The organism is Nocardia sp. NPDC058658 (assembly GCF_042716665.1).
Classification (GTDB): Bacteria; Actinomycetota; Actinomycetes; order Mycobacteriales; family Mycobacteriaceae; genus Nocardia.
The window spans coordinates 980502-1003060 of record NZ_JBHXRR010000001.1; the positions used below are offsets into that span (position 1 = coordinate 980502).

At 68.0% G+C, this 22559-nt stretch carries 21 protein-coding genes; 11 read left to right on the forward strand and 10 right to left on the reverse strand.

What is annotated here, in order from left to right; translation table 11 throughout:
- Window positions 1-9: 9 nt before the first annotated feature.
- On the reverse strand, window positions 10-1410 hold the full coding sequence (locus tag ACFWUP_RS04510) for an ABC1 kinase family protein (RefSeq protein WP_379230645.1): 1401 nt from the start codon (window positions 1408-1410) through the stop codon (window positions 10-12).
- A gap of 124 nt (window positions 1411-1534) precedes the next feature.
- Complete coding sequence (locus tag ACFWUP_RS04515) at window positions 1535-3211, reverse strand: fumarate hydratase (RefSeq protein WP_379230647.1); 1677 nt, start codon at window positions 3209-3211, stop codon at window positions 1535-1537.
- A 268-nt stretch (window positions 3212-3479) separates the two neighbouring features.
- On the opposite strand from ACFWUP_RS04515, the gene ACFWUP_RS04520 reads away from it, so the two are divergent.
- Complete coding sequence (locus ACFWUP_RS04520; protein ID WP_379230649.1) at window positions 3480-3989, forward strand: MarR family winged helix-turn-helix transcriptional regulator; 510 nt, start codon at window positions 3480-3482, stop codon at window positions 3987-3989.
- Here the strand turns inward: ACFWUP_RS04520 and ACFWUP_RS04525 are convergent.
- The 3 genes from ACFWUP_RS04525 to mftE form a co-directional block, all read right to left on the reverse strand.
- Complete coding sequence (locus ACFWUP_RS04525) at window positions 3986-4468, reverse strand: hypothetical protein (protein WP_379230651.1); 483 nt, start codon at window positions 4466-4468, stop codon at window positions 3986-3988. The two genes, ACFWUP_RS04520 and ACFWUP_RS04525, sit on opposite strands and share 4 nt — an antisense overlap.
- 81 nt (window positions 4469-4549) lie before the next feature.
- Complete coding sequence (mftD, locus tag ACFWUP_RS04530) at window positions 4550-5794, reverse strand: pre-mycofactocin synthase MftD (RefSeq protein WP_379230653.1); 1245 nt, start codon at window positions 5792-5794, stop codon at window positions 4550-4552.
- On the reverse strand, window positions 5791-6492 hold the full coding sequence (gene mftE, locus ACFWUP_RS04535; RefSeq protein ID WP_379230655.1) for a mycofactocin biosynthesis peptidyl-dipeptidase MftE: 702 nt from the start codon (window positions 6490-6492) through the stop codon (window positions 5791-5793). Before mftE ends, mftD begins: the two co-directional genes overlap by 4 nt.
- A gap of 76 nt (window positions 6493-6568) precedes the next feature.
- Here mftE and mftR point away from each other — a divergent pair, with 76 nt between their 5' ends.
- The 6 genes from mftR to ACFWUP_RS04565 all read left to right on the forward strand — a co-directional run bounded on the left by mftR (window position 6569) and on the right by ACFWUP_RS04565 (window position 11986).
- Window positions 6569-7186 (forward strand): mycofactocin system transcriptional regulator, encoded by a 618-nt coding sequence (gene mftR, locus ACFWUP_RS04540; RefSeq protein WP_379230657.1) that lies wholly within the window; start codon window positions 6569-6571, stop codon window positions 7184-7186.
- 110 nt (window positions 7187-7296) lie between these two features.
- On the forward strand, window positions 7297-8202 hold the full coding sequence (locus tag ACFWUP_RS04545; protein WP_379230659.1) for an STAS domain-containing protein: 906 nt from the start codon (window positions 7297-7299) through the stop codon (window positions 8200-8202).
- A 10-nt stretch (window positions 8203-8212) separates the two neighbouring features.
- Window positions 8213-8593: an STAS domain-containing protein gene (locus ACFWUP_RS04550; protein WP_056809990.1), complete on the forward strand. Its 381-nt coding sequence runs from the start codon at window positions 8213-8215 to the stop codon at window positions 8591-8593.
- Window positions 8583-8996 (forward strand): ATP-binding protein, encoded by a 414-nt coding sequence (locus ACFWUP_RS04555; RefSeq protein ID WP_379230661.1) that lies wholly within the window; start codon window positions 8583-8585, stop codon window positions 8994-8996. The genes ACFWUP_RS04550 and ACFWUP_RS04555 overlap by 11 nt, the downstream gene beginning before the upstream one ends.
- Before the next feature lie 19 nt (window positions 8997-9015).
- On the forward strand, window positions 9016-9609 hold the full coding sequence (locus ACFWUP_RS04560; protein WP_379230663.1) for a SpoIIE family protein phosphatase: 594 nt from the start codon (window positions 9016-9018) through the stop codon (window positions 9607-9609).
- A 19-nt stretch (window positions 9610-9628) separates the two neighbouring features.
- Window positions 9629-11986: a SpoIIE family protein phosphatase gene (locus tag ACFWUP_RS04565; RefSeq protein ID WP_379230665.1), complete on the forward strand. Its 2358-nt coding sequence runs from the start codon at window positions 9629-9631 to the stop codon at window positions 11984-11986.
- Between the two features lie 7 nt (window positions 11987-11993).
- Here the strand turns inward: ACFWUP_RS04565 and ACFWUP_RS04570 are convergent, their stop codons facing one another.
- The 4 genes from ACFWUP_RS04570 to hutC all read right to left on the reverse strand — a co-directional run bounded on the left by ACFWUP_RS04570 (window position 11994) and on the right by hutC (window position 14538).
- The gene (locus ACFWUP_RS04570) at window positions 11994-12572 is read right to left on the reverse strand and encodes a hypothetical protein (RefSeq protein WP_379230667.1); all 579 of its coding nucleotides are present in this window, start codon (window positions 12570-12572) and stop codon (window positions 11994-11996) included.
- Between the two features lie 10 nt (window positions 12573-12582).
- Window positions 12583-12906, reverse strand: a complete 324-nt coding sequence (locus ACFWUP_RS04575) for a hypothetical protein (protein ID WP_379230668.1) — start codon at window positions 12904-12906, stop codon at window positions 12583-12585.
- Between the two features lie 234 nt (window positions 12907-13140).
- Window positions 13141-13728: a TetR/AcrR family transcriptional regulator gene (locus ACFWUP_RS04580; RefSeq protein WP_379230670.1), complete on the reverse strand. Its 588-nt coding sequence runs from the start codon at window positions 13726-13728 to the stop codon at window positions 13141-13143.
- A gap of 51 nt (window positions 13729-13779) precedes the next feature.
- A complete protein-coding gene (gene hutC / locus ACFWUP_RS04585) occupies window positions 13780-14538 on the reverse strand; it encodes a histidine utilization repressor (RefSeq protein ID WP_379230672.1) in 759 nt (252 codons plus the stop codon).
- An 82-nt stretch (window positions 14539-14620) separates the two neighbouring features.
- Between hutC and hutU the strand changes: the two genes are divergently transcribed.
- Complete coding sequence (hutU, locus tag ACFWUP_RS04590) at window positions 14621-16297, forward strand: urocanate hydratase (RefSeq protein WP_379230674.1); 1677 nt, start codon at window positions 14621-14623, stop codon at window positions 16295-16297.
- A 110-nt stretch (window positions 16298-16407) separates the two neighbouring features.
- Complete coding sequence (helR, locus tag ACFWUP_RS04595; RefSeq protein WP_379230676.1) at window positions 16408-18600, forward strand: RNA polymerase recycling motor ATPase HelR; 2193 nt, start codon at window positions 16408-16410, stop codon at window positions 18598-18600.
- 82 nt (window positions 18601-18682) lie between these two features.
- On the opposite strand, the gene hutH is transcribed toward helR, so the two are convergent.
- Window positions 18683-20245 (reverse strand): histidine ammonia-lyase, encoded by a 1563-nt coding sequence (hutH, locus tag ACFWUP_RS04600; protein ID WP_379230677.1) that lies wholly within the window; start codon window positions 20243-20245, stop codon window positions 18683-18685.
- Window positions 20246-20432: 187 nt separating this feature from the next.
- On the opposite strand from hutH, the gene hutI reads away from it, so the two are divergent.
- Both hutI and hutG read left to right on the forward strand, forming a co-directional pair.
- Window positions 20433-21617, forward strand: coding sequence for an imidazolonepropionase (hutI, locus tag ACFWUP_RS04605; protein WP_379230679.1), 1185 nt, complete (start codon window positions 20433-20435; stop codon window positions 21615-21617).
- The gene (gene hutG / locus ACFWUP_RS04610; RefSeq protein WP_379230681.1) at window positions 21614-22534 is read left to right on the forward strand and encodes a formimidoylglutamase; all 921 of its coding nucleotides are present in this window, start codon (window positions 21614-21616) and stop codon (window positions 22532-22534) included. Before hutI ends, hutG begins: the two co-directional genes overlap by 4 nt.
- Window positions 22535-22559: the final 25 nt, after the last annotated feature.

A 22559-nucleotide genomic window follows, 5' to 3' on the forward strand; every position in this document is an offset into this window, starting at 1 on the left:
GGGCCGATCCTATCGAGCGGGCCGGTCACCGCTTCCGTCCGCGGTCGCCCGCCACTGCGCGATCGTCGCGCCGATCGCGGTCTGCGGGGGCTCGTCGTAGAGCCATTCGCGGGCGAGTTGGTGCCAGTTGGCGGTGACGCGCAACTGGCCGAGGGTGGCGAAGGTGAACAGGTCGGCGCGGCGGGAGAACACGTGTTCGGGCGGCAGGAGTTGTTTGTGCATGCCCTGGAAGTCCGACGAACGCGGGTCGGCGGCGAGAAGCAGTGCGCCGGTGGCGAATTCGGGCGTGATGGTGACCACTTCGTCGAGCAGGTGCCAGCCGGTCACCGCCCACACATACGCCATGCACTCTTCGACGGTGACCTGCGCGTCCGGGTCGATGATGCCGCGACCGACCCAGGCGTTGTACAGGTCATCGGCCCGGCCCTCGGCGGCCGCCCGCAGACAGGATCGCTCGAATTCGACATGGGCGGCGTCCATTTCGTTGTACAGACCGAAATCGACGAAGGCCAGTTTGCCGTCGGCGGCCAGCAGCACATTGCCAGGATGCGGGTCGCCGCAGAACTCGTTGTCGGTGAACAGCGAACCCAGATAGAAGCGGTAGATCAGCTCGCCGTAGTGGTCACGTTCGGCGTCCGGCAGCGTCTGGAGATGCGAAAAGGGTTTTCCGTCAACATATTCGGTCACCAGCACGTTGTGCGTGCAGTACTGCTCGATGCTGTCGGGCACGGTGATCAGCGGATGGCCACGATAGCGCTGGGCGACTCGATGCTGGGTCCTTGCTTCGCGCTCGTAATCGAGTTCGCTGCGCAGGTTGGCGGCCACTTCCTCGAGCACGCCGGTGTCGGCGAGGCTGGGCAGCATGGATTTGCCCATCTTGCTGAGGAATTCGAGATTGCCGATGTCGGCGTGCACGGCACGCTCCACCCCGGGATACTTCACCTTGACCGCGACGACGCGCCCGTCGTGTAGTCGTGCCCGGTGCACCTGACCGATCGACGCGGCCGCGACCGAGGTTTCGTCGAATTCGGAAAAGGTGCGTTCCAGCGGGCCGAGATCGTCCTCGATGACCTGCCGCATGGTCGGGAACGGCATCGCGGGCGCCCGATCCTGCAAGGCCGCGAGCTGCTGACGGAACTGTTCGCGATGCGCTTCCGGCACGAAATTCAGATCGAGCACCGAGGCCATCTGCCCCAGCTTCATCGCCGAGCCCTTCATGCTCCCCAGCACCGCGACGATCTGCTGCGCTTTCATCATCGCCGACCGCTCGGCCAGCACCTGGCGGGCCTCGTCGGTCCGCCCGATCATCGTCAGCCGCCGCCCGACTCCCCGGACAGCCTGACCGGCCGCGTACTGGCCCAGCTTGGCGCTGCGCGTCATCCGCCCCCGAGGAACCCCACCAGCAACCATCACACCCCCATCGAGCCTGTACGCCGTATGCCGTAGGTCACATTACACCGGCGCGGTCGATGACGCCGGGACAGCGAACCCCGATGCCCGTCGAAACGGACACCGGGGTTCGCTGGAGAACGGACTACACGCGTTCCTTGGAACGGGTGCGCACGCGCAGGGCGAGGGGCTTGGAGGTCTCGGCGAAGAAGTCGTTGCCCTTGTCGTCGACGACGATGAACGCCGGGAAGTCCTCGACGTCGATCTTCCAGACGGCTTCCATGCCGAGCTCGGGGTATTCCAGAACCTCGACGTTCTTGATGCAGTCCAGCGCGAGCCGGGCGGCGGGACCACCGATGGAGCCCAGGTAGAAGCCGCCGTGTTCGTTGCAGGCCTTCGTGACCTGGGCGGAGCGGTTGCCCTTGGCGAGCATGACCATGGAGCCGCCCGCGGCCTGGAACTGGTCGACGTAGGAGTCCATGCGACCGGCGGTGGTGGGGCCGAAAGAGCCCGACGCGTAGCCCTCTGGGGTCTTCGCCGGACCGGCGTAGTAGACGGCCATGTCGCGCAGGTACTGCGGCATGGGTTCGCCCGCGTCGAGGCGCTCCTTGATCTTGGCGTGCGCGATATCGCGGGCCACGACCAGCGGGCCGGTGAGCGAAAGACGGGTCTTCACCGGGTATTTCGACAGTTCGGCGCGGATCTCGTCCATCGGGCGGTTGAGATCGATCTTGACGACATCGCCGCCGAGGATGTCGGCGGTCTGCTCCGGAAGGTACTGGGCCGGTTCGGTTTCCAGCTGCTCCAGGAAGATGCCGTCCTTGGTGATCTTGGCAAGGGCTTGGCGGTCGGCCGAGCAGGAGACGGCGATCGCGACGGGGCAGGAGGCGCCGTGGCGGGGCAGGCGGACCACGCGCACGTCGTGGCAGAAGTACTTGCCACCGAACTGGGCGCCGATGCCGAACTCACGAGTGAGCTGGAAGACCTCTTCCTCGAGCTCGACGTCACGGAAGGCGTGACCGGTGATCGAGCCCTCGGTCGGCAGGTTGTCCAGGTAGTGCGCCGACGCGTATTTCGCTGTCTTCAAGGCGAATTCGGCGCTGGTACCACCGATGACCACCGCGAGGTGGTACGGCGGGCAGGCTGCGGTACCGAGCGAGCGGATCTTCTCGTCGAGGAACTCGAGCATGCGCTCGGGGTTCAGGACGGCCTTGGTCTCCTGGTACAGGAACGACTTGTTGGCCGAACCGCCGCCCTTGGCCATGAACAGGAACTTGTACACCGGGTTGTCGGCGTCGCCCTCGGTCGAGTACAGCTCGATCTGGGCGGGCAGGTTGGTGCCGGTGTTCTTCTCGTCCCACATGGTGATCGGGGCGAGCTGGGAGTAGCGCAGGTTCAGCTTGGTGTAGGCGTCGAAGATGCCGCGGCTGAGCCATTCGGCGTCGTCGACACCGGTGAGCACGCCCTCGCTCTTCTTGCCCATCACGATCGCGGTGCCGGTGTCCTGGCACATCGGCAGCACGCCGCCGGCGGAGATGTTGAGGTTCTTGAGCAGGTCGAGCGCGACGAAGCGATCGTTGCCCGAGGACTCGGGGTCGTCGATGATCTTGCGCAGCTGCCGCAGATGCGCGGGGCGCAGGTAGTGGCTGATGTCGTGGATCGCGGTCTCGGTCAGCAGCCGCAGCGCCTCGGGCTCGACCTGCAGGAAGGTGCGCCCGTTGTGCTCGAAGGTGCTGACCCCCTCGCTGGTGAGCAGGCGGTAGGGCGTGTCGTCGGCGCCGATCGGAAGCAGATCGGAATAGCGGAACTCCGGGGCGGTCACGGAACGCACTCCTTCGGACAGGGCGGGCACCGCAACACTGCGGAGCACCAGGCAGGGCTGGTCACAAAGCGATCCGAAGCCTATCGACCCCTGCACACTGAGCCTCTTGTTAGGCAACCCTATCTTCCCGATCGCACCGGGAAAACAGCAAGATCAACCATTGTCGAGGTTGCACGTTCAACACAAACGGTGCTACCCATTCTCCGGGCGGTGGTGGGCGTGCACCGTTCAATCCGAAGCCTGCACCTTCAGAATCTGGAGCTCGATCGTGACCGATCCACAGTGGCTCGATGATGTCGAAATGCGTGCCTGGCTGGGCTATGTCCGAACCCGCGACCTGATCGCCGCGGCGATCGGGCGCGATGCCGGCCGGGCAGCCAACCTGAGCTACATCGAATATTCCGTGCTGGTGCACCTGGCCGACGCACCGGGGCAGCGGCTCACCTTCGCCGATCTGGCGTGCGCGCTGGAATGGTCGCAGAGCCGACTATCGCACCAGATCACCCGCATGCAGAAGCGCGGTCTCGTTTCCCGCGAGACGATGCCGCACGATCAGCGGCGCACCGTGGCCAAGCTGACCCCGACCGGCGGTCAGTTGCTCACCACGGCCGCGCCCGCCCATGTGCGCAGTGTGCGCAGGCACATGATCGACGTGCTCGATCGCGACCAGCTCGCGACCCTCGCCGAGATCTACGACGTGCTCATCGATCATCACCGCGGCACGTCGGCGGGCGAACCGGTGGCCCGGCTGCAGACCACCGCGCCCGGCGAGGATTAGGAGCCCGCGCTGCCGCCGCCACTGCCGCCGGAGGAGTCGGGGCGGGACTTGCCGAGACCTGAGCGGATGACCGTGCCGCCCTTGGTCGGGGCGCCGCGGTCGAAGACGTCGCCGCTGCTCGGGCGCAGGAAACTGCCCGCGGCGAGGGCGACGGCGACGCCGATCGCCGGGTAGATGAACGTGTCGGTGTGCTGGTACCAGAAACGGGCGTACTTGGTGTCGGAGGTGTCGCACTGGCTGTCGGCTACGCGCACGTTGGTGGTCTTGTCCACGCAGACCGCGACGGACGCGGGTTTGGCGGCGGTCGGGGTAGTCGTGGTCGCCCGGGAGGTCGTCGTCGGGGGTTTCGAAGTCGTCGTGAGGGTGGTCGATGCCGCGCGCGGTGCGGGCTTCGGGGTGGCGGTGCTGCTGCATCCGGCCGAGACCAGTGCCACCGCCACCACGGCGGGCAGCGTGTAGGACACGCTGCGCGACATCATGATTCGACTACGCGAATCCCTCGACTTCTGAAACGACACTCACGAATTCCCCCCTCGGGCGACGATGACCAACCGCCGATCCTAACCAGCCGCGACACCGCCGGCCACCGTTGCGTCGTTCGTGAAATCCCGCTTGCCGGAATGGTTTTGCCCCGTACCCACCCCTAACGAACGCTCGAAACCGGCGGGGATGACGATGTCGTCGCGGGTCAGGTCGGTGATCGAGGTCTTGCGCAGACCGAGGAGCGCGGAATCGATGCCGCCGCGCAGGATGTCGAGCACGTTCTCGACGCCGGCCTGACCGTTGGCCGCCAGACCCCACAGGTAGGCGCGCCCGATGAGTACCGCGCGCGCACCCAGCGCCACGGCTTTCACGACATCGCTGCCGCGCCGGATGCCGCCGTCGAGGAGCACCTCGATCTGGTCGCCGACCGCGTCGGCGAGCACCGGCAGAGCGCGGATGGCGGCGGGAGTGCCGTCGAGGTTGTTGCCGCCGTGGTTGGACACCGAGATGCCCGCGACGCCCGCGTCGACGGCGCGCAGGGCGTCGTCGACCCGCATCACGCCCTTGAGCAGGACGGGGCCGTCCCACTGCGCGCAGATCCAGGCGACGTCGTCCCAGTCGGGTGCCGGGGTCTGCATCCATTCGCCGTAGGCGCCGAAGAACCCGGGCGCCGCGCCGCCACCGACCGCCATGTTGGGCGCGGTGAGGTCGGGGATCGAGCCCGATCGCAGGTAGGTCGCCAGCCAGCGCGGGCGAGCGAGGGTTTGCGGGGCGAATTTCACCATCGTGCGCAGGTTCAACGATTCGGGGATGACCGGGCTGCCCCAGTCGCGCCCGTGCGAGAACGACCAGTCGAGGGTGAGGATCAGGCCCACCGCGCCTGCTTGCTTCGCCCTGGCCATCCGTTCGAGGATCTGATCCTTGTTGCCACACCAGTACAGCTGGAACAGCGTCTGCGGGTTGGCCGCGATCACGTCTTCGATCGGCTTGCTCGCAAAAGAGCTGAGCCCCATGGCGATGCCGCGCGCGGCGGCGGCCCTGGCGACGGCGACCTCACCGTCGGGATGCACGGCCTGTACGCCGGTCGGCGAGATCAGCACCGGCATCGAAACCGGTTGCCCGAGAACGGTTGTCGATTGGTCGCGGTCGCCGATCGGGCCCGCGCAGTGCGGGGCGAAACCGAGTTCGGTGAACGCGGTCTGATTGTCTTCGATGGTCTGTCCGCGTTCCGAACCGGCGATCAGCGCGCCGTAGACCGACTTCGGCAGCCGCTTGCGGGCGCGCCGTTGCGCCTCGGCAACGGTTTCGAACCAGGGATTCATCGGGGTCCTTCCTCATGATCCTGCGGCCACCATCGGCGCAGGTCTGCCAGTAGTGCGGTGGTGGCGGCCCGCAACAGGGCGGCGCCTTCGTCGGCGCTCGCTCCGGTGGGGTCGCCGAGGATTCCGTTGACGCTCGCCGCTCGCACCCCGCCCGTGCGCAGCAGCGGCAGTAGTTCGGTCAGCGGGCGGGTGTCCCCCGGTTCGGCCAGTTCGGTGCGCACCAACTCGGGGTGCAGGGCGAGCTGGATCGAGGTTTCGGTGCGTCCGGCGTGCGGGTCGCCGCCGAATCCGGGCGAGAACAAGCGCACGTCACGCGATTCCGACCGCAACAGCGCGACCGCGCGGCGCAGGGTCTCGACGTTGCCGCCGTGCCCGTTCACCAGCACGATCCGCGCGAAGGTGTCGGTCGCGGAGCGGCACAGTTCGACGACGAGCAGTTCCAGCGCCGCCTGGCCGATCGAGAGGGTGCCCGCGAACCCCGCGTGCTCGCCGCTGGCCCCGTAGGCGAGGGCAGGCGCGATGAGCAGGTCGGCACGCTGGGCCGCGGCCCGTCCACACACCGCTGACGCGATATCGCTGTCGGTCGACAGCGGCAGGTGCGGGCCGTGCTGCTCGGTCGCACCGAGCGGGATGACCAGGATCACTCCCGTGGCGGCACGCGCACCCGCCTCGGGCGATGTGAGGTGCGCCACGAACATGGACCGAACATTAACGTCAGTCACTGACATAATCAATAGCTCGTGCACGTCGAATGCCCGTCTCTATCCTGTATCCATGTCCGCCCCGCCTGCGCGCGCACCGTCGACCCCGAAGGGGCACCGCGGCCGTCCGCCGCGCACCACGCGTCGCGAACTCGAGGTGATCGCGATGAAACTGTTCGCCGAACACGGGTTCGACGACGTCACCGTCGAACGCATCGCCGCCGAGGCCGGGGTGAGCGAGCGGACCTTCTTTCGCTACTTCCCCACCAAGGCCGAAGTGCTGTGGCACCAGTTCGACAACGAGGTCGACGACCTGCGCGCCGCCTTCGCCGCCGTGCCCGCCGACGAGCCGATGATGGCGGCAGTACGTCGAATCGTGGTGTCGGCCAACAGATATCGTGCTGAGGACATCCCCGAACTGCGCACCAGGATGCGGCTGGTCTCGGGCGTTCCCGCGCTCTCGGCGGGCGCGGGAGCCCACTACGACGCGTGGGAGCGCGCCGTCGGCGAGTTCGCCGCGAGCCGCCTCGGCACCGGCGCGGGCGACCTGATCCCCCTCGCGATCGGGCGCACCACACTGGCCGCCGCGCGGGCCGCCTTCGACGCCTGGCTCGAGCGTGGTGACACCGATCTCACCGTGTATCTCGACCAGGCGCTGCGGGCGCTGGAACGCGGGTTCGCTCCGGAATAGCCGACAGCGCCACGTTTGCGCAGCGCGGCAAAGGGGGTATGAGTAGGCTCAGGCTCAACGCGCACTGTGCGCACCGAGAACGTCCGTCGTCGAAAGGGGCAGGGGTTTCCATGTCCGAGGTGTCCACGAGTCTTTCGGCGGATTCGCTGCCCCCGCAGCCGCTCGACAATCTGCTCCCGCAGTTGGTCGAGCACCTGCGGCAGAACCGCACCGGGCTTCGGGAAGAGTGGGCACGGCGTATCACCGAAGCCGAGCTGCTCACCGCGATGACCCCGGAGGAGATCTTCTCCGAGGCGACGTCGATGTACGACAACTACGTCGAGGTACTGGTCACCGGTAGCGTCGAGGCCCTGCAGGCCTACGCACGCGACCTGTCCGAGCGCATCATTCCGCGAGGCGTCGAGACCGACGAGGTCATCGGCATCGTGCTGCTGCTGCGCGACGTCCTGGCCCGCAGCCTCTTCGAGAAGTACCAGTCCAACTTCGAGCTGCTCAATCGCGTGCTCGACGCCTACGAGCCCGCCGCCAACCGCATCGCCAACACCGTGGCCGTGTCGTTCGTGCAGGAACGCGAGCGCGTCATCAGCCGCCAGCAAGAGGCCATCCGCGAGCTGTCCACCCCGGTGCTTCAGGTGCGTGAGCAGCTGCTCATCCTGCCGATCATCGGTGTGCTCGACTCCCAGCGCGCCCGCCAGCTCACCGAGCAGCTGCTGCGCGCCATCCGCGCCAACCGCGCCAAGGTGGTCGTCATCGACATCACCGGTGTGCCCGCGATCGACTCGGTGGTGGCCAACCACCTCGTGCAGACCGTCGACGCGTCGGGCCTGATGGGCGCGAGCGTGATCATCACCGGCCTGTCCTCGGAGATCGCCCTGACCCTGGTGACCATCGGCCTCGATCTGTCGAAGATGAACGCGGTCGGCGACCTCCAGGGCGGTATCGAAGAAGCCGAGCGACTCCTCGGGTACGAGGTCTCCCGGGTCACCGATCGTCTGGTCGAGCGAGACGGGCGCTGACCAAGCCACCATGCCGGTACCTATTCTCAAACAGGGCACGTACCTGATCGCGTCCGTGCAGTCGGCGTTGACCGATGCCGACACCGAGCGGTTACAGGACGACCTGATGAAGCAGGTCAGTCGCTACCGCGCGACCGGCATCATCGTCGACGTCACCGCCATCGACGTGATGGATTCCTTCGCCGCGCGCTCGTTGCGCACCATCGCGCACATGACCCAGTTGCGGGGCGCCGAAACTGTGATCGTCGGGCTGCAACCCGAGGTCGCCTTCGCCATGGTGCAACTGGGCCTTACATTCGAAGACATGCACACCGCGCTGGATCTCGAGGAAGGCCTCTCCTGGCTGAATCGGCACCCGCGGCGACGAGACGGTCGCGACAGTGGCCGCTGAGCAAGTGGCGATCGCGGTCAAGGTGTCCGAGGACATCGTCACCGCCCGGCAAGCCGGCAGCGAGTTGGCGGGTGACCTCGGTTTCACCCTCACCGACCGCACCATGATCTCCACCGCCATCTCCGAAATCGCCCGCAACATCACCAGTTACGCGGGCAGCGGCGAGATCAGGTTGCTCATCGATCTGCGCGAGGGTCGCCGCGCGCTCGTCGTCCAAGCCGAGGACCAGGGCCCCGGCATTCGTGACATCCCGCGCGCGCTGGAAGACGGCTATTCGACCGGGCGTGGACTCGGCCTCGGACTGCCCGGCGCGCGCCGACTGATGGACCGCCTCACCATCGATTCCGCCCCGGGCCGCGGGACGTTGATCGAGATGTGGAAGTGGGTACCCGACGTTGTATGAGGACGGGATCATCGGGCGCATGGAGTGGTCGACGGCCGGCCGGGCACTGCCCGGTCAGGACGTCTCGGGTGACCGCTCGCTCGTGCTCGACACCGGCGCCGGGGTGCTGTTCGCGGTGCTCGACGGGCTGGGACACGGTGCGCCCGCGGCCGAGGCGGCCGATCGGGCCACGGTCATCCTCACCGAGAACTGCGGCGAACCACTGGATGTGCTGATGGTGCTGTGCCATCGCGCGATGGTCGAAACCCGCGGTGCCGCAGTGTCGTTGGCGTTGATCGAACCGGGCGAGACGATGCAGTGGCTGGGTGTGGGCAATGTCGATTCGCGACTGCTCACCCTCGGTCCGGCCGGTCCGGAACTGCGGGCGACGATGCTGCTCACCGGCGGGATCGTCGGCTACCGACTGCCCTCGCACCTGCAGCCGCAGACCCTGCCGATCCGGCCGGGCGATCTGCTGCTGATGGCCACCGACGGCATCGTCGCGGTCGGCCCGGAATCGATGGATCTGGCCAAACCCGCCGTCACCATCGCGGGCGATCTGCTCGCCCGCGATGCCAAGGACACCGACGACGCGCTGGTGCTCGCGGCACGTTTCCGTGGACCGTGCCCGTGAGGCCGAGGAGAGGTTGGCGATGAGCGCTGTCCTGGTCGCATTTCTCGACGACTATTCGGCGGCCATGCGCCGCCACGTCGCCGCACCGGGCCAGGCCGGGCTCTCGGAGGGCTACGACCTCGGCAGGCGAGCCCTCGTGGAGGACATCAGCCTGCTCGATCTCACCGAGAACCACTTCCGGGCCGTGGCCGAGGACCCCGAGATCAGCGCGGATCCACGCCGCGCCGAAGTCGCGCTGGAATTCCTGTTGCAGACGATGGCGGCCCTCGACATCGCCACCCGTGGTTACCTCGACGGCACCCGCCGCTACGAGCAACAGCGTTCCCGCGCAGAGGATCTCGAAGGCCGCGACGCCTTTCGCACCGCGCTGGTGGAATCGTTGCAGGACGGGTTCTTCGTCGCCGACGACCACGGCACCATCGTCGAGGTGAACTCGGCCTTCGGGGTGCTCACCGGGTACGGCGCCAACGAGGTGCCCTTCCCGCTCCCGCATCCGTGGGCCTTGGCCGATCGCCAGGGCTATCCCCAGATCGGTACGGAGGCAGCACGATTCGTGATGCCGGTGCGTCATCGCGACGGCCGGGAGCGGTGGCTGGCGGTAAGCGCGAGCTCGCTGGTGAAGCAGGAGAACGACGAACGGATCTTCGTCGGCACCGTGCGCGATGTGACCGCCGAACACGACGCCCAGGCCCGCGACCAGGCCGCCTCGCGCCTGGCAACCGCCGTCGGCGCGGCGACCAGCATGGTGGAGGTGCTCGCGGTCGGCCTCGACGAACTGCGTCGCACCATGGGCGCCGAGACCGCGCTGGTCGCGATCTGGCCCAGCCGCACCGGACGCCCCGACGTCTACTCCTGCGGGGTGGCGCCGTCGAACCCCGCTACGGAGCCCGAGCCCGAAACCAGCAGTGTCGCACCGCAGTTCACGGTCGCGCCGATGCGGCAGAGCGGACCCCGGGCGGACGGTCCGGTCGTGCTCGACGACGACACCCAGGCACTGCTCGATCGTTCGCGCAGGCAGTCCGCGCGCGGTCTGTCGGCCATCACCGGCGACGAAGGCGGCGTCGACGCGGTCGTGGCGCCGCTCGGCGAGACCGGCGACGCGGCGCTATGGGTCCGGTTCGGTGCGCCACGCGCGGTGAGCGCCGCCGACTGGGCGCTGTACTCGCTGCTCGTCGGCCATCTCAGCGTGGCGCTACAGCGCGCCCGCAACTTCGACCAGGCGCGTGCCACCTCGCTCACCCTGCAGCGGGCGATGCTCGGGCCGATCGAACTGCCGCCCCGATTCTCCGTGCACTACGAGCCCGCCCTGCCACCCCTCGAGATCGGCGGCGACTGGTACGACGTGGTGCCGTTGCGCGACGGCACCATCGGTGTCGTCGTCGGCGACTGTGTCGGGCGTGGTCTGTCGGCCGCCGTGGTGATGGGCCAATTGCGTACTGCGGCACGGGCTCTGCTGCTTCGTGGCGCCGGACCCGCACAGTTGCTCGCCGAACTCGACGCCGTGGCCTCGCGCATTCCTGGCGCCATGTGCACGACGGTGTGCGCGGCCGTGCTCGATCCCGAGCGCGGGATGGTGCGGTACTCGAACGCGGGCCACATGCCGCCGGTCCTCGCACCGCCCGGCGGTCCCGGCCGGATTCTCGAAGGCGGGCGCGCGGTCCCCCTTGCCACCTTCGACACCCCGCGCAGGCCGGAGGCCACCACGGCGCTGCCGCCCGGCGCCACCCTGGTGCTGTTCACCGACGGTCTCGTCGAGCAGCGTGGGTACGACATCGCCGAGGGCTTCGTCAAGATCGCCGAGGTGCTCAGCGAAACCGGGGCCGCGCTCCCCCGTGATGTCGCCGACGCCGTGCTGTCGCGGCTGTGCCCGCCCGCGGGCTACGACGACGACGTCGCCATGGTCGTCTACCGCCAACCACCCGAGCCGCTCTGTCTCGACTTTCCCGCTGCCGCAGCCGAATTGGCCGGTGTGCGCCGTAGCCTCTACCGCTGGTTCGCCACCGCCGCCGTCCCGCACGATCTGGCCGCCGACCTCGTCGCCGCCGCCAACGAGGCCTGCAGCAACAGCGTCGAACATGCCTACCGCGACACCGAACCGGGCCGCGTGAGCCTCACCGCTCGCTGCGACGGCGACCGGGTGGTCCTCGACATCGTCGACAACGGCAAGTGGATCCCCACCCCCACCGATCCCGGCTATCGCGGTCGCGGTGTGGAGATGATGCGGGTGCTCACCGAGGATCTCACCTTCGACCACGACGAGACCGGCACCCGGGTGCGCATGTGGGTCACCCTGCCCTCGATCACCTTCCCCACCGCGAACCCGCTGCGCGCTTCCTCGCGCCCGCCGACGGTCAGTTCGCGGCAGAACTCGTTCTGAGGCGGATTCAGCGGGCGGCGGTGCTGCCGAGAACGAACAGATCCGGCGCCGGATGGTCGACCAGCGGAGTCGTGGAGCGGACCGGTGGGCGCAGGATCGTGCAGCGGCGGGCCAGCAGGGTGCCGCAGGCCCCGACGGTGGTGACGATCAGATCCTCGGCCAGGGGCAGATCGTCCTCGCGGTAGGCGTAGACCGAGAAACGCACCGTGCGCGGGTCGGCCTGCTCGACCCCTTCGGTGGGGCAGCTCGACAGCAGCATGATCGCGGCGGCCAGGTCGGCGCAGGGATCACCGCCGACCAGCGAACCCGAGGCGCAGGCGGCGAAAAGTGTACGCAGGCACGGCTGTTGGGGCCGCTGCTGGGAATCCTGGATCCGCGACCAGCGACGCAGGGCCGGGTGGTCGGCGATATCGGGTCTGCCCTGCCAGCGTCGGCGCGCGCAGTCGAGCAGGCGCGCGGCGGTCGCGTCCCACAGGTGCGGTGCCTCGATCCGGGCGACGATCCGCAGGCGACGGCATTCGTCGGCTACGGCGGTGGCCTCGGGCGGTTCGATCAGCGGCTCGGCCGCGTGACGGTGGACCTGCATTGTCGATCTCCTACCGCGCGAGAGAAGAGAACCTGTGCGGCGCGCCGGCGCCACCGCGCCGCCACGCCAGACGGAACGCGTATGCCGAGGCGAGTGCCGACATGCCGACGAGAACCCCGATCGCCCCGAAAACCATTCCGCCGGACCAGCCGACACCGTGGTATCGAGCGATCAGCGCCGAGGCCAGGATCGGGCCCGCGGTGATGAGCACGGGAATCAGCAGAATCAACCCGAGGGTCACCAGACCCGACGGTGTCATGACTGTTTTCGCTGCGGAGAAATCATGTCGTGAGATCGCCGTGCGCGGCCCCGACGGCTGCGTAACTGTAGCCATTTCCGCCCTCTCCGTTACCTGAATGGAACCCAGCGAAACTATCGATTCCAAACGTACAGCCCCGGCCGTGCCTAGCGCGCACTTCGTCACGAAACAGTGATAACCCTAAATTGAACCGCATCCCACCTTCCGGCATACTCCAAGCTCACAGCCACTTTTTTGATTAGCTGATGATTTGCCATTGCGGTTCAACATCCAGATCAGATAACAATTCCGGTAAGTGAGAGCGTCCGCTTACCGTTCTTTTCGAGCGGGCCGCAACCCATCGAGAACAGGGGCGATAACACCGGGCGTTTCAGCGAGATCGCTACCGCCGAGAAGCAGTCGGTAATACAGCGGCGCGTAGAACATTTCGACCATCTCCCTGATCGGAATGTCATCGCGCAATTGGCCAGCGGCCACGGCGATTTCGAGTCGGCGGGCACATTGCTCGACGCGCGGATCGATCATCTCCGCGCGCACGGTGTCCATCAACTCCGGGTCGGTCTGCGCCTCGGCGAGGATGCCGCGATAGATCCGGCCGACATCGCCGGCGAGCATGTCGACCGTCGAACGCATGTGCTCGGTCAGGTCGGCGGCGATGTCGCCGGTGTCGGGGAACTCGCCCGCCGAGCCGAGCCGCTCGGTGATCGCCTCCAGCGCCACCGAACCCTTGCACTCCCACCACCGGTAGATGGTCGGCTTGCCGACGCCCGCCGCGGCCGCGATGCCCTCGATGGTCAGCTTGCCGTAGCCCTTGGTGGCGGCGAGTTCGAAGACGGCGTCGAGGATCGCGCGGCGGGAGTGCTCGTTGCGGCGATCCGATCGGGGGGCGGCAGGCATGACCACCACTGTACCGACCGCGTGACGATACGTTCCGTACCGATGCGACGGTCAGCTCGGTTCGCTCCCGAAGCTGCCCTCCAAACGATTTCGCGAACCCGGATGCACGAGCCGCGCCACGCTGACCAGCCCGCCCGACGACCAGGTGCGGCGCCGGATCAGCAGACACGGCTCGTCGGCGTCGATGCCGAGCAACTCGCACTCCTCGCGCGCCGCCCGCACCGCCTCGACGACATGTTCGCCGCGCAGCAGCGGGGCGACGTCGCTGAGGTAGACGTTCGGGGTGACGGCGCTGAAGTCCTGGGCGAGATAGTCGGGAGCCTGCGCCGGGTTGACGAAACGGTCCTCGAGCTGGATCGGCACGCCATCCTCGAAATGCACGAGCAGTGAGTGGAACACCCTGGAACCCATGGCATTCGCGAGTTCCGCCTCGGCAGGCACTTCGGACCGCACGAAGACCACCTCGGTGTGATAGCGGTGTCCGCGGCCGGTGATCTCGTCGGCGATATTGCGGACCTCGAACAGCGGTGAGGTGGCCTTCGTGGCCGCGACGAAGGTGCCGACACCCATCACCCGGGTGAGCGCACCGTCGGCGGTCAGGTCACGCAGGGCGCGATTGATCGTCATCCGGGACAGGCCGAGCGCGGCGACGAACTGGTTCTCCGACGGGATCTGCTCCCCCGCACTCCACCGACCGGCCTTGATCTGCCCCATGATCAGTTGCTTGACCCGCTCGTACGCCGCGAACTCGCTGCCGAGTTCGCCGTAGAGCGCGGCCAGCTCCGCATCGATTACCTCGATCGCCACCACCGAAAATCTCCTCGCCTCGCCCAGAGAATACGTTGCGCTCGAACGCCCACATCACCTGTATATACAGGACTATACTGCCCGCATGAACGACGCGACACCGCCTGTCTCCGGCCCACGTCCCGTGTCCGCTCCGCGTGGCACCGAGCTGCACACCCTCGGCTGGCAGCAGGAGGGCGCGCTGCGGATGCTGATGAACAACCTCGATCCCGAGGTCGCCGAACGTCCCGACGACCTGGTCGTTTACGGCGGAACCGGGCGCGCGGTGCGCAGCTGGGCGGCGTTCGACGCGATCGTGCGCACCCTCGAAACCCTCGCCTCCGACGAGACGTTGCTGGTGCAGTCGGGCAAGCCGGTGGGCGTGTTCCGCACCAACGAGTGGGCGCCGCGCGTACTGCTCGCGAACTCGAATCTTGTTGGTGACTGGGCGAATTGGGACGAGTTCCGCAGGCTCGAGCAGTTGGGGCTGATGATGTACGGGCAGATGACGGCCGGGTCGTGGATCTACATCGGCAGCCAGGGCATTCTGCAGGGCACCTACGAGACCTTCGGCGCGGTGGCGCGCAAGCGTTTCGGCGGCACCTTGGCGGGCACCATCACGCTCACGGCGGGTGTCGGTGGAATGGGTGGTGCGCAGCCGCTGGCGGTGACGATGAACGACGGTGTCGCGCTGTGTGTGGACTGCGATCCGGCGCGCATCGATCGGCGCATCGCCCACGGCTACCTCGACGCGAAAGCCGACACTTTGCAGGCCGCACTGGAACTCGCCATCGCCGCACGCGACGAGCGCAGACCGCTGTCGATCGGCGTGGTCGGGAATGCGGCCGAAATCTTCCCCGAGCTCCTGGCCATGGGCGCGCCGATGGACATCGTCACCGATCAGACCTCGGCGCATGATCCGTTGTCCTACTTGCCGATCGGGGTCGCGCTGGAAGACTGGCACACCCTCGCCGAGAAGGACCCGGTGTGGTTCACCGCCGAGGCGCAGGCGTCGATGGCCGCGCATGTCGAGGCGATGGTCGGGTTCATGGATGCCGGCGCCGAAGTGTTCGACTACGGGAACTCGATTCGCGACGAAGCCCGAAAGGGCGGCTACGACAGGGCTTTCGCATTTCCGGGTTTCGTTCCCGCCTACATCCGCCCGCTCTTCGAGGAGGGGCTCGGGCCGTTCCGATGGGCCGCGCTGTCGGGTGATCCGGCCGATATCGCCGCCACCGACCGCGCGATCCTGGAACTGTTCCCCGACAACGAACACCTGCGCCGCTGGATCACCATGGCAGGCGAGAAGGTGAAGTTCGAAGGGCTACCGGCGCGGATCTGCTGGCTCGGCTACGGCGAACGCCACCGTGCGGGCCTGAAATTCAACGAGATGGTCGCCTCGGGCGAGCTGTCCGCGCCGCTGGCCATCGGCCGCGACCACCTCGACTCCGGCTCCGTCGCCTCCCCGTACCGCGAAACCGAGGCGATGGCCGACGGGTCCGACGCGGTCGCGGACTGGCCGCTGCTCAACGCACTGCTCAACACCGCGTCGGGGGCGAGCTGGGTGTCGATCCACCACGGCGGTGGGGTCGGGATGGGCCGTTCGATCCACGCGGGTCAGGTGTGTATTGCCGACGGCACCGAGCTGGCCGCGCGGAAACTGGAGCGGGTGCTCACCAATGATCCGGGCACCGGGGTGATGCGACACGTCGACGCGGGGTACGAGCGTGCGGCCGAAGTGGCGCGCGAGCGTGGGGTGCGGATTCCGATGCGAGAAGGCTGACAACGCCTCTTTCCACTTTCAATATATAGCGCAAGTGGGGACTTGCGGCAAGGCCCCGTCGGTACTGCACAATCATCGGCGTCGCACCGGAAAAGTACAGTTAGGGGCCTATGTCTGCGCACGGGTACGAAGAGGAACGCACGTCCGAGCGTGACTATGTCGCCGGGCTCTACGCGCGGCTCGACGCCGAGCGGGCCCGGGTGAAGGGCCGATACAACGCGGCTCTGCGGTCCAAGGGTGAGTCCGCCATGGAGCGCGACAACGAGGTGCGGGCGCTGGGCAAAGAGGTGCAGCGCCTCGACGTGGCCGACAACGGGCTGTGTTTCGGGCGCCTCGACTCCGCGTCGGGTGAGCGTTCCTACATCGGCCGGATCGGGCTGTTCGACGAGTCGAACGACCTCGAACAGCTACTCCTGGATTGGCGGGCCCCCGCGGCGCGCGCGTTCTACGTCGCCACCGCGGCCAACCCGGAAGGGATGCGCAGGCGTCGTCAGTTCCATACCAGGGGACGTCAGGTGGTCGATTTCACCGACGAGGTGCTCGGCCGTCCGGACGGGAGCGAGGGTGGTGCGGACGCCGCGTTGCTCGCCGCCGTCGACGCGCCGCGCGGGGACGGGATGCGCGATATCGTCGCGACGATCCAGGCCGAACAGGACGAGATCATCCGTCTCGAGCACCCCGGCGTGACCGTGATCGAGGGCGGTCCCGGGACCGGCAAGACCGTCGTGGCGCTGCACCGCGTCGCGTATCTGCTCTACACCCAGCGGCGACGGATGGAACGCCAGGGCGTGCTCGTGGTCGGACCCAACCCGGCCTTCCTGAACCACATCGCCCATGTGCTGCCCTCGCTCGGCGAGACGAACGTCGTGTTCGCCACCACCGCCGACCTCGTGCCCGGACTGCATGCCACCGCCGAGGACGAGCCCGAGGCTGCCCGGCTCAAGGGTTCGCTGCGGATGCTGGACATCCTCGCGGCGGCGATCGCGGACCGGCAGCGTCTGCCCGAGGCACCGCTGACCATCGAGCTCACCGACGTGACGATGCGCATCGACGCCGCCACCGCCGAATGGGCCAGGCAGGAGGCCCGCGAGAGCGGGCGCCCGCACAACGAGGCGCGCGCGGTCTTCACCGAGATCATCACTTACGTGCTCACCGAACGCGCGATCGCCCGGATCGGCGACGGCTGGCTCACTCGCGACGACACCGAGGCGTGGGAACAACTGCGCGCCGACCTGGTCCGCGAGCTCGCCGACAATGCCGAGTTCATCGCCGCGCTCGACCAGTGCTGGCCGATCCTGCGGCCGGAAACCGTACTGTCCCAGCTTTATTCGTCCCCCGAACGGTTGCGGGCGGCGGGCGCGGACGAGGCGCTGCTGCGGGCCGACGGTGGGGCGTGGACGGTGTCGGACGTGCCGCTGCTCGATGAACTGGTCGACCTGCTCGGCCGCGACAAGGCCGCCGACGACTCCGCCGAACGCGAACGCAAAGCCGAGGCCGAGTACGCGGCCGGCGTGTTGGACACGCTGGTCAGCCGCGAGGACATGATGGACGACGAGGACCACCTGTTCGCCCAGGACATGCTCTACGGCGAGGACCTCGCCGAACGCTTCCTCGAACGAGACACCCGCGAACTCGCCGAACGCGCTGCGGCGGACCGGGATTGGACCTACGGGCACGTGGTGGTCGACGAGGCGCAGGAACTGTCGGAGATGGACTGGCGGGTCCTCATGCGCCGCTGTCCGAGCCGGTCGTTCACGATCGTGGGCGACCTCGCACAGCGGCGGTCCGCGGCGGGCGCGACCTCCTGGGGAGCGATGATGGAGCCTTACGTTCCGGGGCGCTGGATCTACCGTTCGTTGACGGTGAACTACCGCACGCCCGCCGAGATCATGGCGGTGGCCGCCGATGTGCTCGCCGAGTTCGCGCCCGATGTGCGGCCGCCGGACTCGGTGCGGTCGTGCGGTGTGGCGCCGTGGTCACGCCGGGTCACCGCAGATGAATTGCCTTCCGCTATCGAGGAATTCGTCCGGGACGAGGCGGGACGGGAGGGGACCAGCATTGTGATCGGTCCGCCGGGTGTGCCCGGCACGGTGCCCGCCTCGGAGACGAAGGGACTCGAATTCGATGCCGTGCTGGTCGTCGACCCGCAGCTGATCCTGGCCGACGGTCCTCGCGGCGCCGCTGAGCTGTATGTCGCGCTGACTCGCGCGACCCAGCGTCTCGGCGTCCTGCACCAGGGTCCGTTGCCGGAATCGCTGCGCGAACTCACTGCGGCCGAACCGGCAGAACAGCTGCGGGCGTAGCGATTTCACGGACGCTGCCGATCACGACCACCGCGGTCGGCAGCGCGTTGCTGCCCATGGGACCGCCCGGAAGGAGCCCGGGTCAGCCGAGCGGGCCGGTGACCGATTCGGCGGCTGCGAGCAAGGCGCCCGACGCTGCCAAGCGGACGGCTGCCTCGATCTCCGGGGCGAGGTAGCGGTCGGGGCCGGGGCCGGGGACCTTCGTGCGCAGGGCTGCCAGCACGGCCGCCGTCGCGGGGGCCGGGGCCAGCGGTGCGCGCAGGTCCAAGCCGCGGGCGGCGGTGAGAGCTTCGATGGCGAGGACCCGGGTGAGACCGTCGATCGCGCGGCGGAGTTTGCGGGCGGCGGACCAGCCCATCGAGACGTGGTCCTCCTGCATGGCCGAGGACGGGATCGAGTCGACGGAGGACGGGGCGGCCAGGCGTTTGAGATCGGAGACGATGGCGGCCTGGGTGTACTGGGCGATCATGTGGCCGCTGTCGACGCCGGGGTCGTCGGCCAGGAACGGGGGCAGGCCGTGGTTGCGGGCCTTGTCGAGGAAGCGGTCGGTGCGGCGCTCGCTCATCGAGGCGACATCGGCGATCACGATGGCGAGGAAGTCCAGCACATAGGCGACCGGGGCGCCGTGGAAATTGCCGTTGGATTCGACGCGGCCGTCCAGGGTGACGACGGGATTGTCGACGGCACTGGACAATTCGTAGCCTGCGATGCGCTCGGCGTGGTCGAGGGTGTCGCGGGCGGCGCCGGCGACCTGGGGTGCGCAGCGCAACGAGTAGGCATCCTGGACCACGGTGCAGTCGGCGGTGGCATGGCTGGCCACGATCGGCGAATCTGCCAGTACGCGAACCATATTGGCGGCCGCGATCGCCTGGCCGGGTTGCGGACGCAGGGCCTGCAGGTCGGCGGCGAAGACCTTGTCGGTGCCGAGCAGCCCCTCCACACTCATCGACGCGGTCACATCGGCCAGACGAAGCAGCGCACGCAGGTCGTGGCAGGCCAGCACCAGCGTGCCGAGCATGCCGTCGGTGCCGTTGATCAGCGCGAGGCCTTCCTTCTCCTCGAGCTCGACTGCGGCGATGTCGGCGGCGGCCATGGCCTCGGCGGCAGACATCAACTCGCCCTGCGCGTTTCGCACCGTTCCCTCACCGATCACGGCCAGCGCGACGTGCGACAGCGGCGCGAGATCGCCGGAACAACCGAGGCTGCCGTATTCGTAGACGACCGGGGTGATCCCCGCCGTCAGCAGCGCGGCGTAGGTCTGCGCGACGATGGGGCGCACGCCCGTGCGGCCGGTGGCCAGGGTCGACAGGCGCAGCAGCATCAGCGCGCGCACCACCTCCCGCTCCACCTCGGCACCGGAACCTGCCGCGTGTGAACGAATCAGACTGCGCTGCAACTGCTTACGCAGCTCCAGGGGAATGTGGCGGGTGGCGAGCGCACCGAATCCGGTCGACACGCCGTACACCGGTTTCGGGTCGGCCGCCAGCGCCTCGATCCGTGTCCGACTCGCGCCGATCGCCTCCAGCGCATCCTCCGACACAACCACCGCGGCACCGTCCCGGGCGACCCGCACGACGTCGGCAGGCGAGACCGGACCCACGCCGACGACGACTGGCGCGAGATCCTGGACCGGTTCGATGCTCACTGCGCTGCTCCATTCCGAAAAGAATCACAAGGCCGTGAGGCCACGGGCGGACAATCAGGTGATGATGCTCGCCTGCAGCTCAGCGGGGGTGTACGCAAACCGCACCCTAACGCTTGACCTACCTGTCTATACAGGACTATACATACCGGATGAGGCTCGTCGCACAGTGCTGACCAGGAGGACTCCCGTGCCCACCACCGTGCTGAGCAATATCGGCACCCTCGTCACCAACGACCCGACCCTGGGCGACGGCCCGCTGGGACTGCGCCGCGACGCCGCGCTCGTCATCGACGACGGGCAGGTGGTGTGGATCGGTGACAGTACCGACGCACCTGCCGCCGACAGCGGCTTCGATCTCGGCGGGCGGGCGGTGTTGCCCGGATTCGTCGAGTCGCACTCACACCTGGTTTTCGCGGGTGATCGCGCCGAGGAGTTCGCGGCCCGAATGGCGGGGCGGCCGTACGCGGCGGGTGGCATCCGCACCACCATCGAGGCGACGCGGGCGGCGAGCGACGAGCAGCTCGCGGCGAATGTGCGAGCACTGCTGGACGAGTCACTGCGCGCGGGCAGCACCACGGTCGAATGCAAGAGCGGCTACGGGCAAACCGTCGCGGACGAACTGCGCAGCGTTCAGATCGCGGCACGTTTCACCGACGAGGTGACCTTGCTCGCCGCGCATGTGCCGCCACCCGAATATGCCGGGCGCGCAGACGATTACGTGACGATGGTGTGCGAGGAGATGATTCCGCGCTGCGCGCCGTATGCCCGGTGGATCGATGTGTTCTGCGAGCAGGGCGCGTTCGACCGCGATCAGGCGCACGCTGTGCTGAGCACGGGTATCGCGCACGGACTCGTGCCGCGCGTCCACGGCAATCAGCTGCACCAGGGACCGGGTGTGCAACTGGCCGTCGAGCTCGGTGCCGCGTCGGTGGATCACGTGTCGCATGTGAGCCGTGCCGATATCGACGCGCTTGCTGACAGCGACACAGTCGCTACGTTGCTGCCCGGCGCTGACTTCTGCACGCGCAACAGCTATCCCGGCGCCAGAGCGCTCTTGGACGCGGGGGTCACCGTCGCACTCGGCGCGGACTGCAATCCCGGCACCAGCTACACGACGAGCTTGCCGTTCTGTATTGCCCTCGCCGTACGGGAGATGCGCATGACGCCCGAGGAAGCAGTCTGGGCGGCAACCGCGGGCGGGGCGAAAGCGTTGCGGCGCAGCGACATCGGCTCCCTCTCCCCCGGCTTCCGCGCCGATCTCATCGCACTGGACGCGCCGTCGTACCTGCATCTCGCCTATCGCCCCGGCGTTCCTCTGGTGAGCCAGGTATGGCGGGCAGGCGTCGCTACGAATCGAGGTGTGGCGCAGTGACTTCCGAGTCCTGGACGGGCCGTGTCGACGGGACGACGCCCGAGCACCTGCGCTGGCACCAGGCCGTCACCCCGTACGAGCCGGGAAAGGGTCCCGGCGCCTGCGTGTTCGTCGGTTTCGCCTGCGAGGAAGGTGTACGCCGAAACAAGGGCCGCCTCGGCGCGGCCGAAGGACCGGACGCACTGCGACGCGCACTGTCCCCGATGGCACTCGCCACGGACCTGCGGGCCTTCGACGCGGGCACGATCGCCGTCACTGACGAACGGTTGGAAGACGGTCAGCGTCGCCTGGGTGAGACCGTGTCCGCGCTACTGGACGACGGCGCCTTCCCGGTTGTCCTCGGCGGCGGCCACGAAATCGCCTACGGCACCTACCTCGGCCTGGCCGGCTCCACCCGCCGCACCCCGAACAGCACCATCGGAATCCTCAACCTCGACGCCCATTTCGACCTCCGCCCCGACCCCGTCCCCAGCTCCGGCACCCCCTTCCGCCAGATCCTCGAATCCGACGACAACGTCCACTACGCGGTAATCGGCATCAGCCAACCCAGCAACACCCGAATCCTGTTCGACACCGCGAACAGCTTCGGCGTGCGCTACCTACTCGACGACGACTGCGAACCAACCCGGGTCACCGACTTCATCAACGACTTCCTAGCCGGGATCGACTTCCTGTACCTCACCATCGACCTCGACGTCCTCCCCGCCTCCACAGCCCCTGGCGTGAGCGCCCCAGCGGCCTACGGCGTCCCACTGCCCACCATCCAAGCCATCTGCGACCAGGCCACCACCAGCGGCAAACTCGCAATAGTCGACATCGCCGAACTGAACCCCCACCTCGACATCGATAGCCGCACCGCCCGAACCGCTGCCCGCCTGATCCACCGAATTGTCACCAGGCACGTCCCCCTCAACTGAGCCCACCACATCCCCCGCCCCGTTG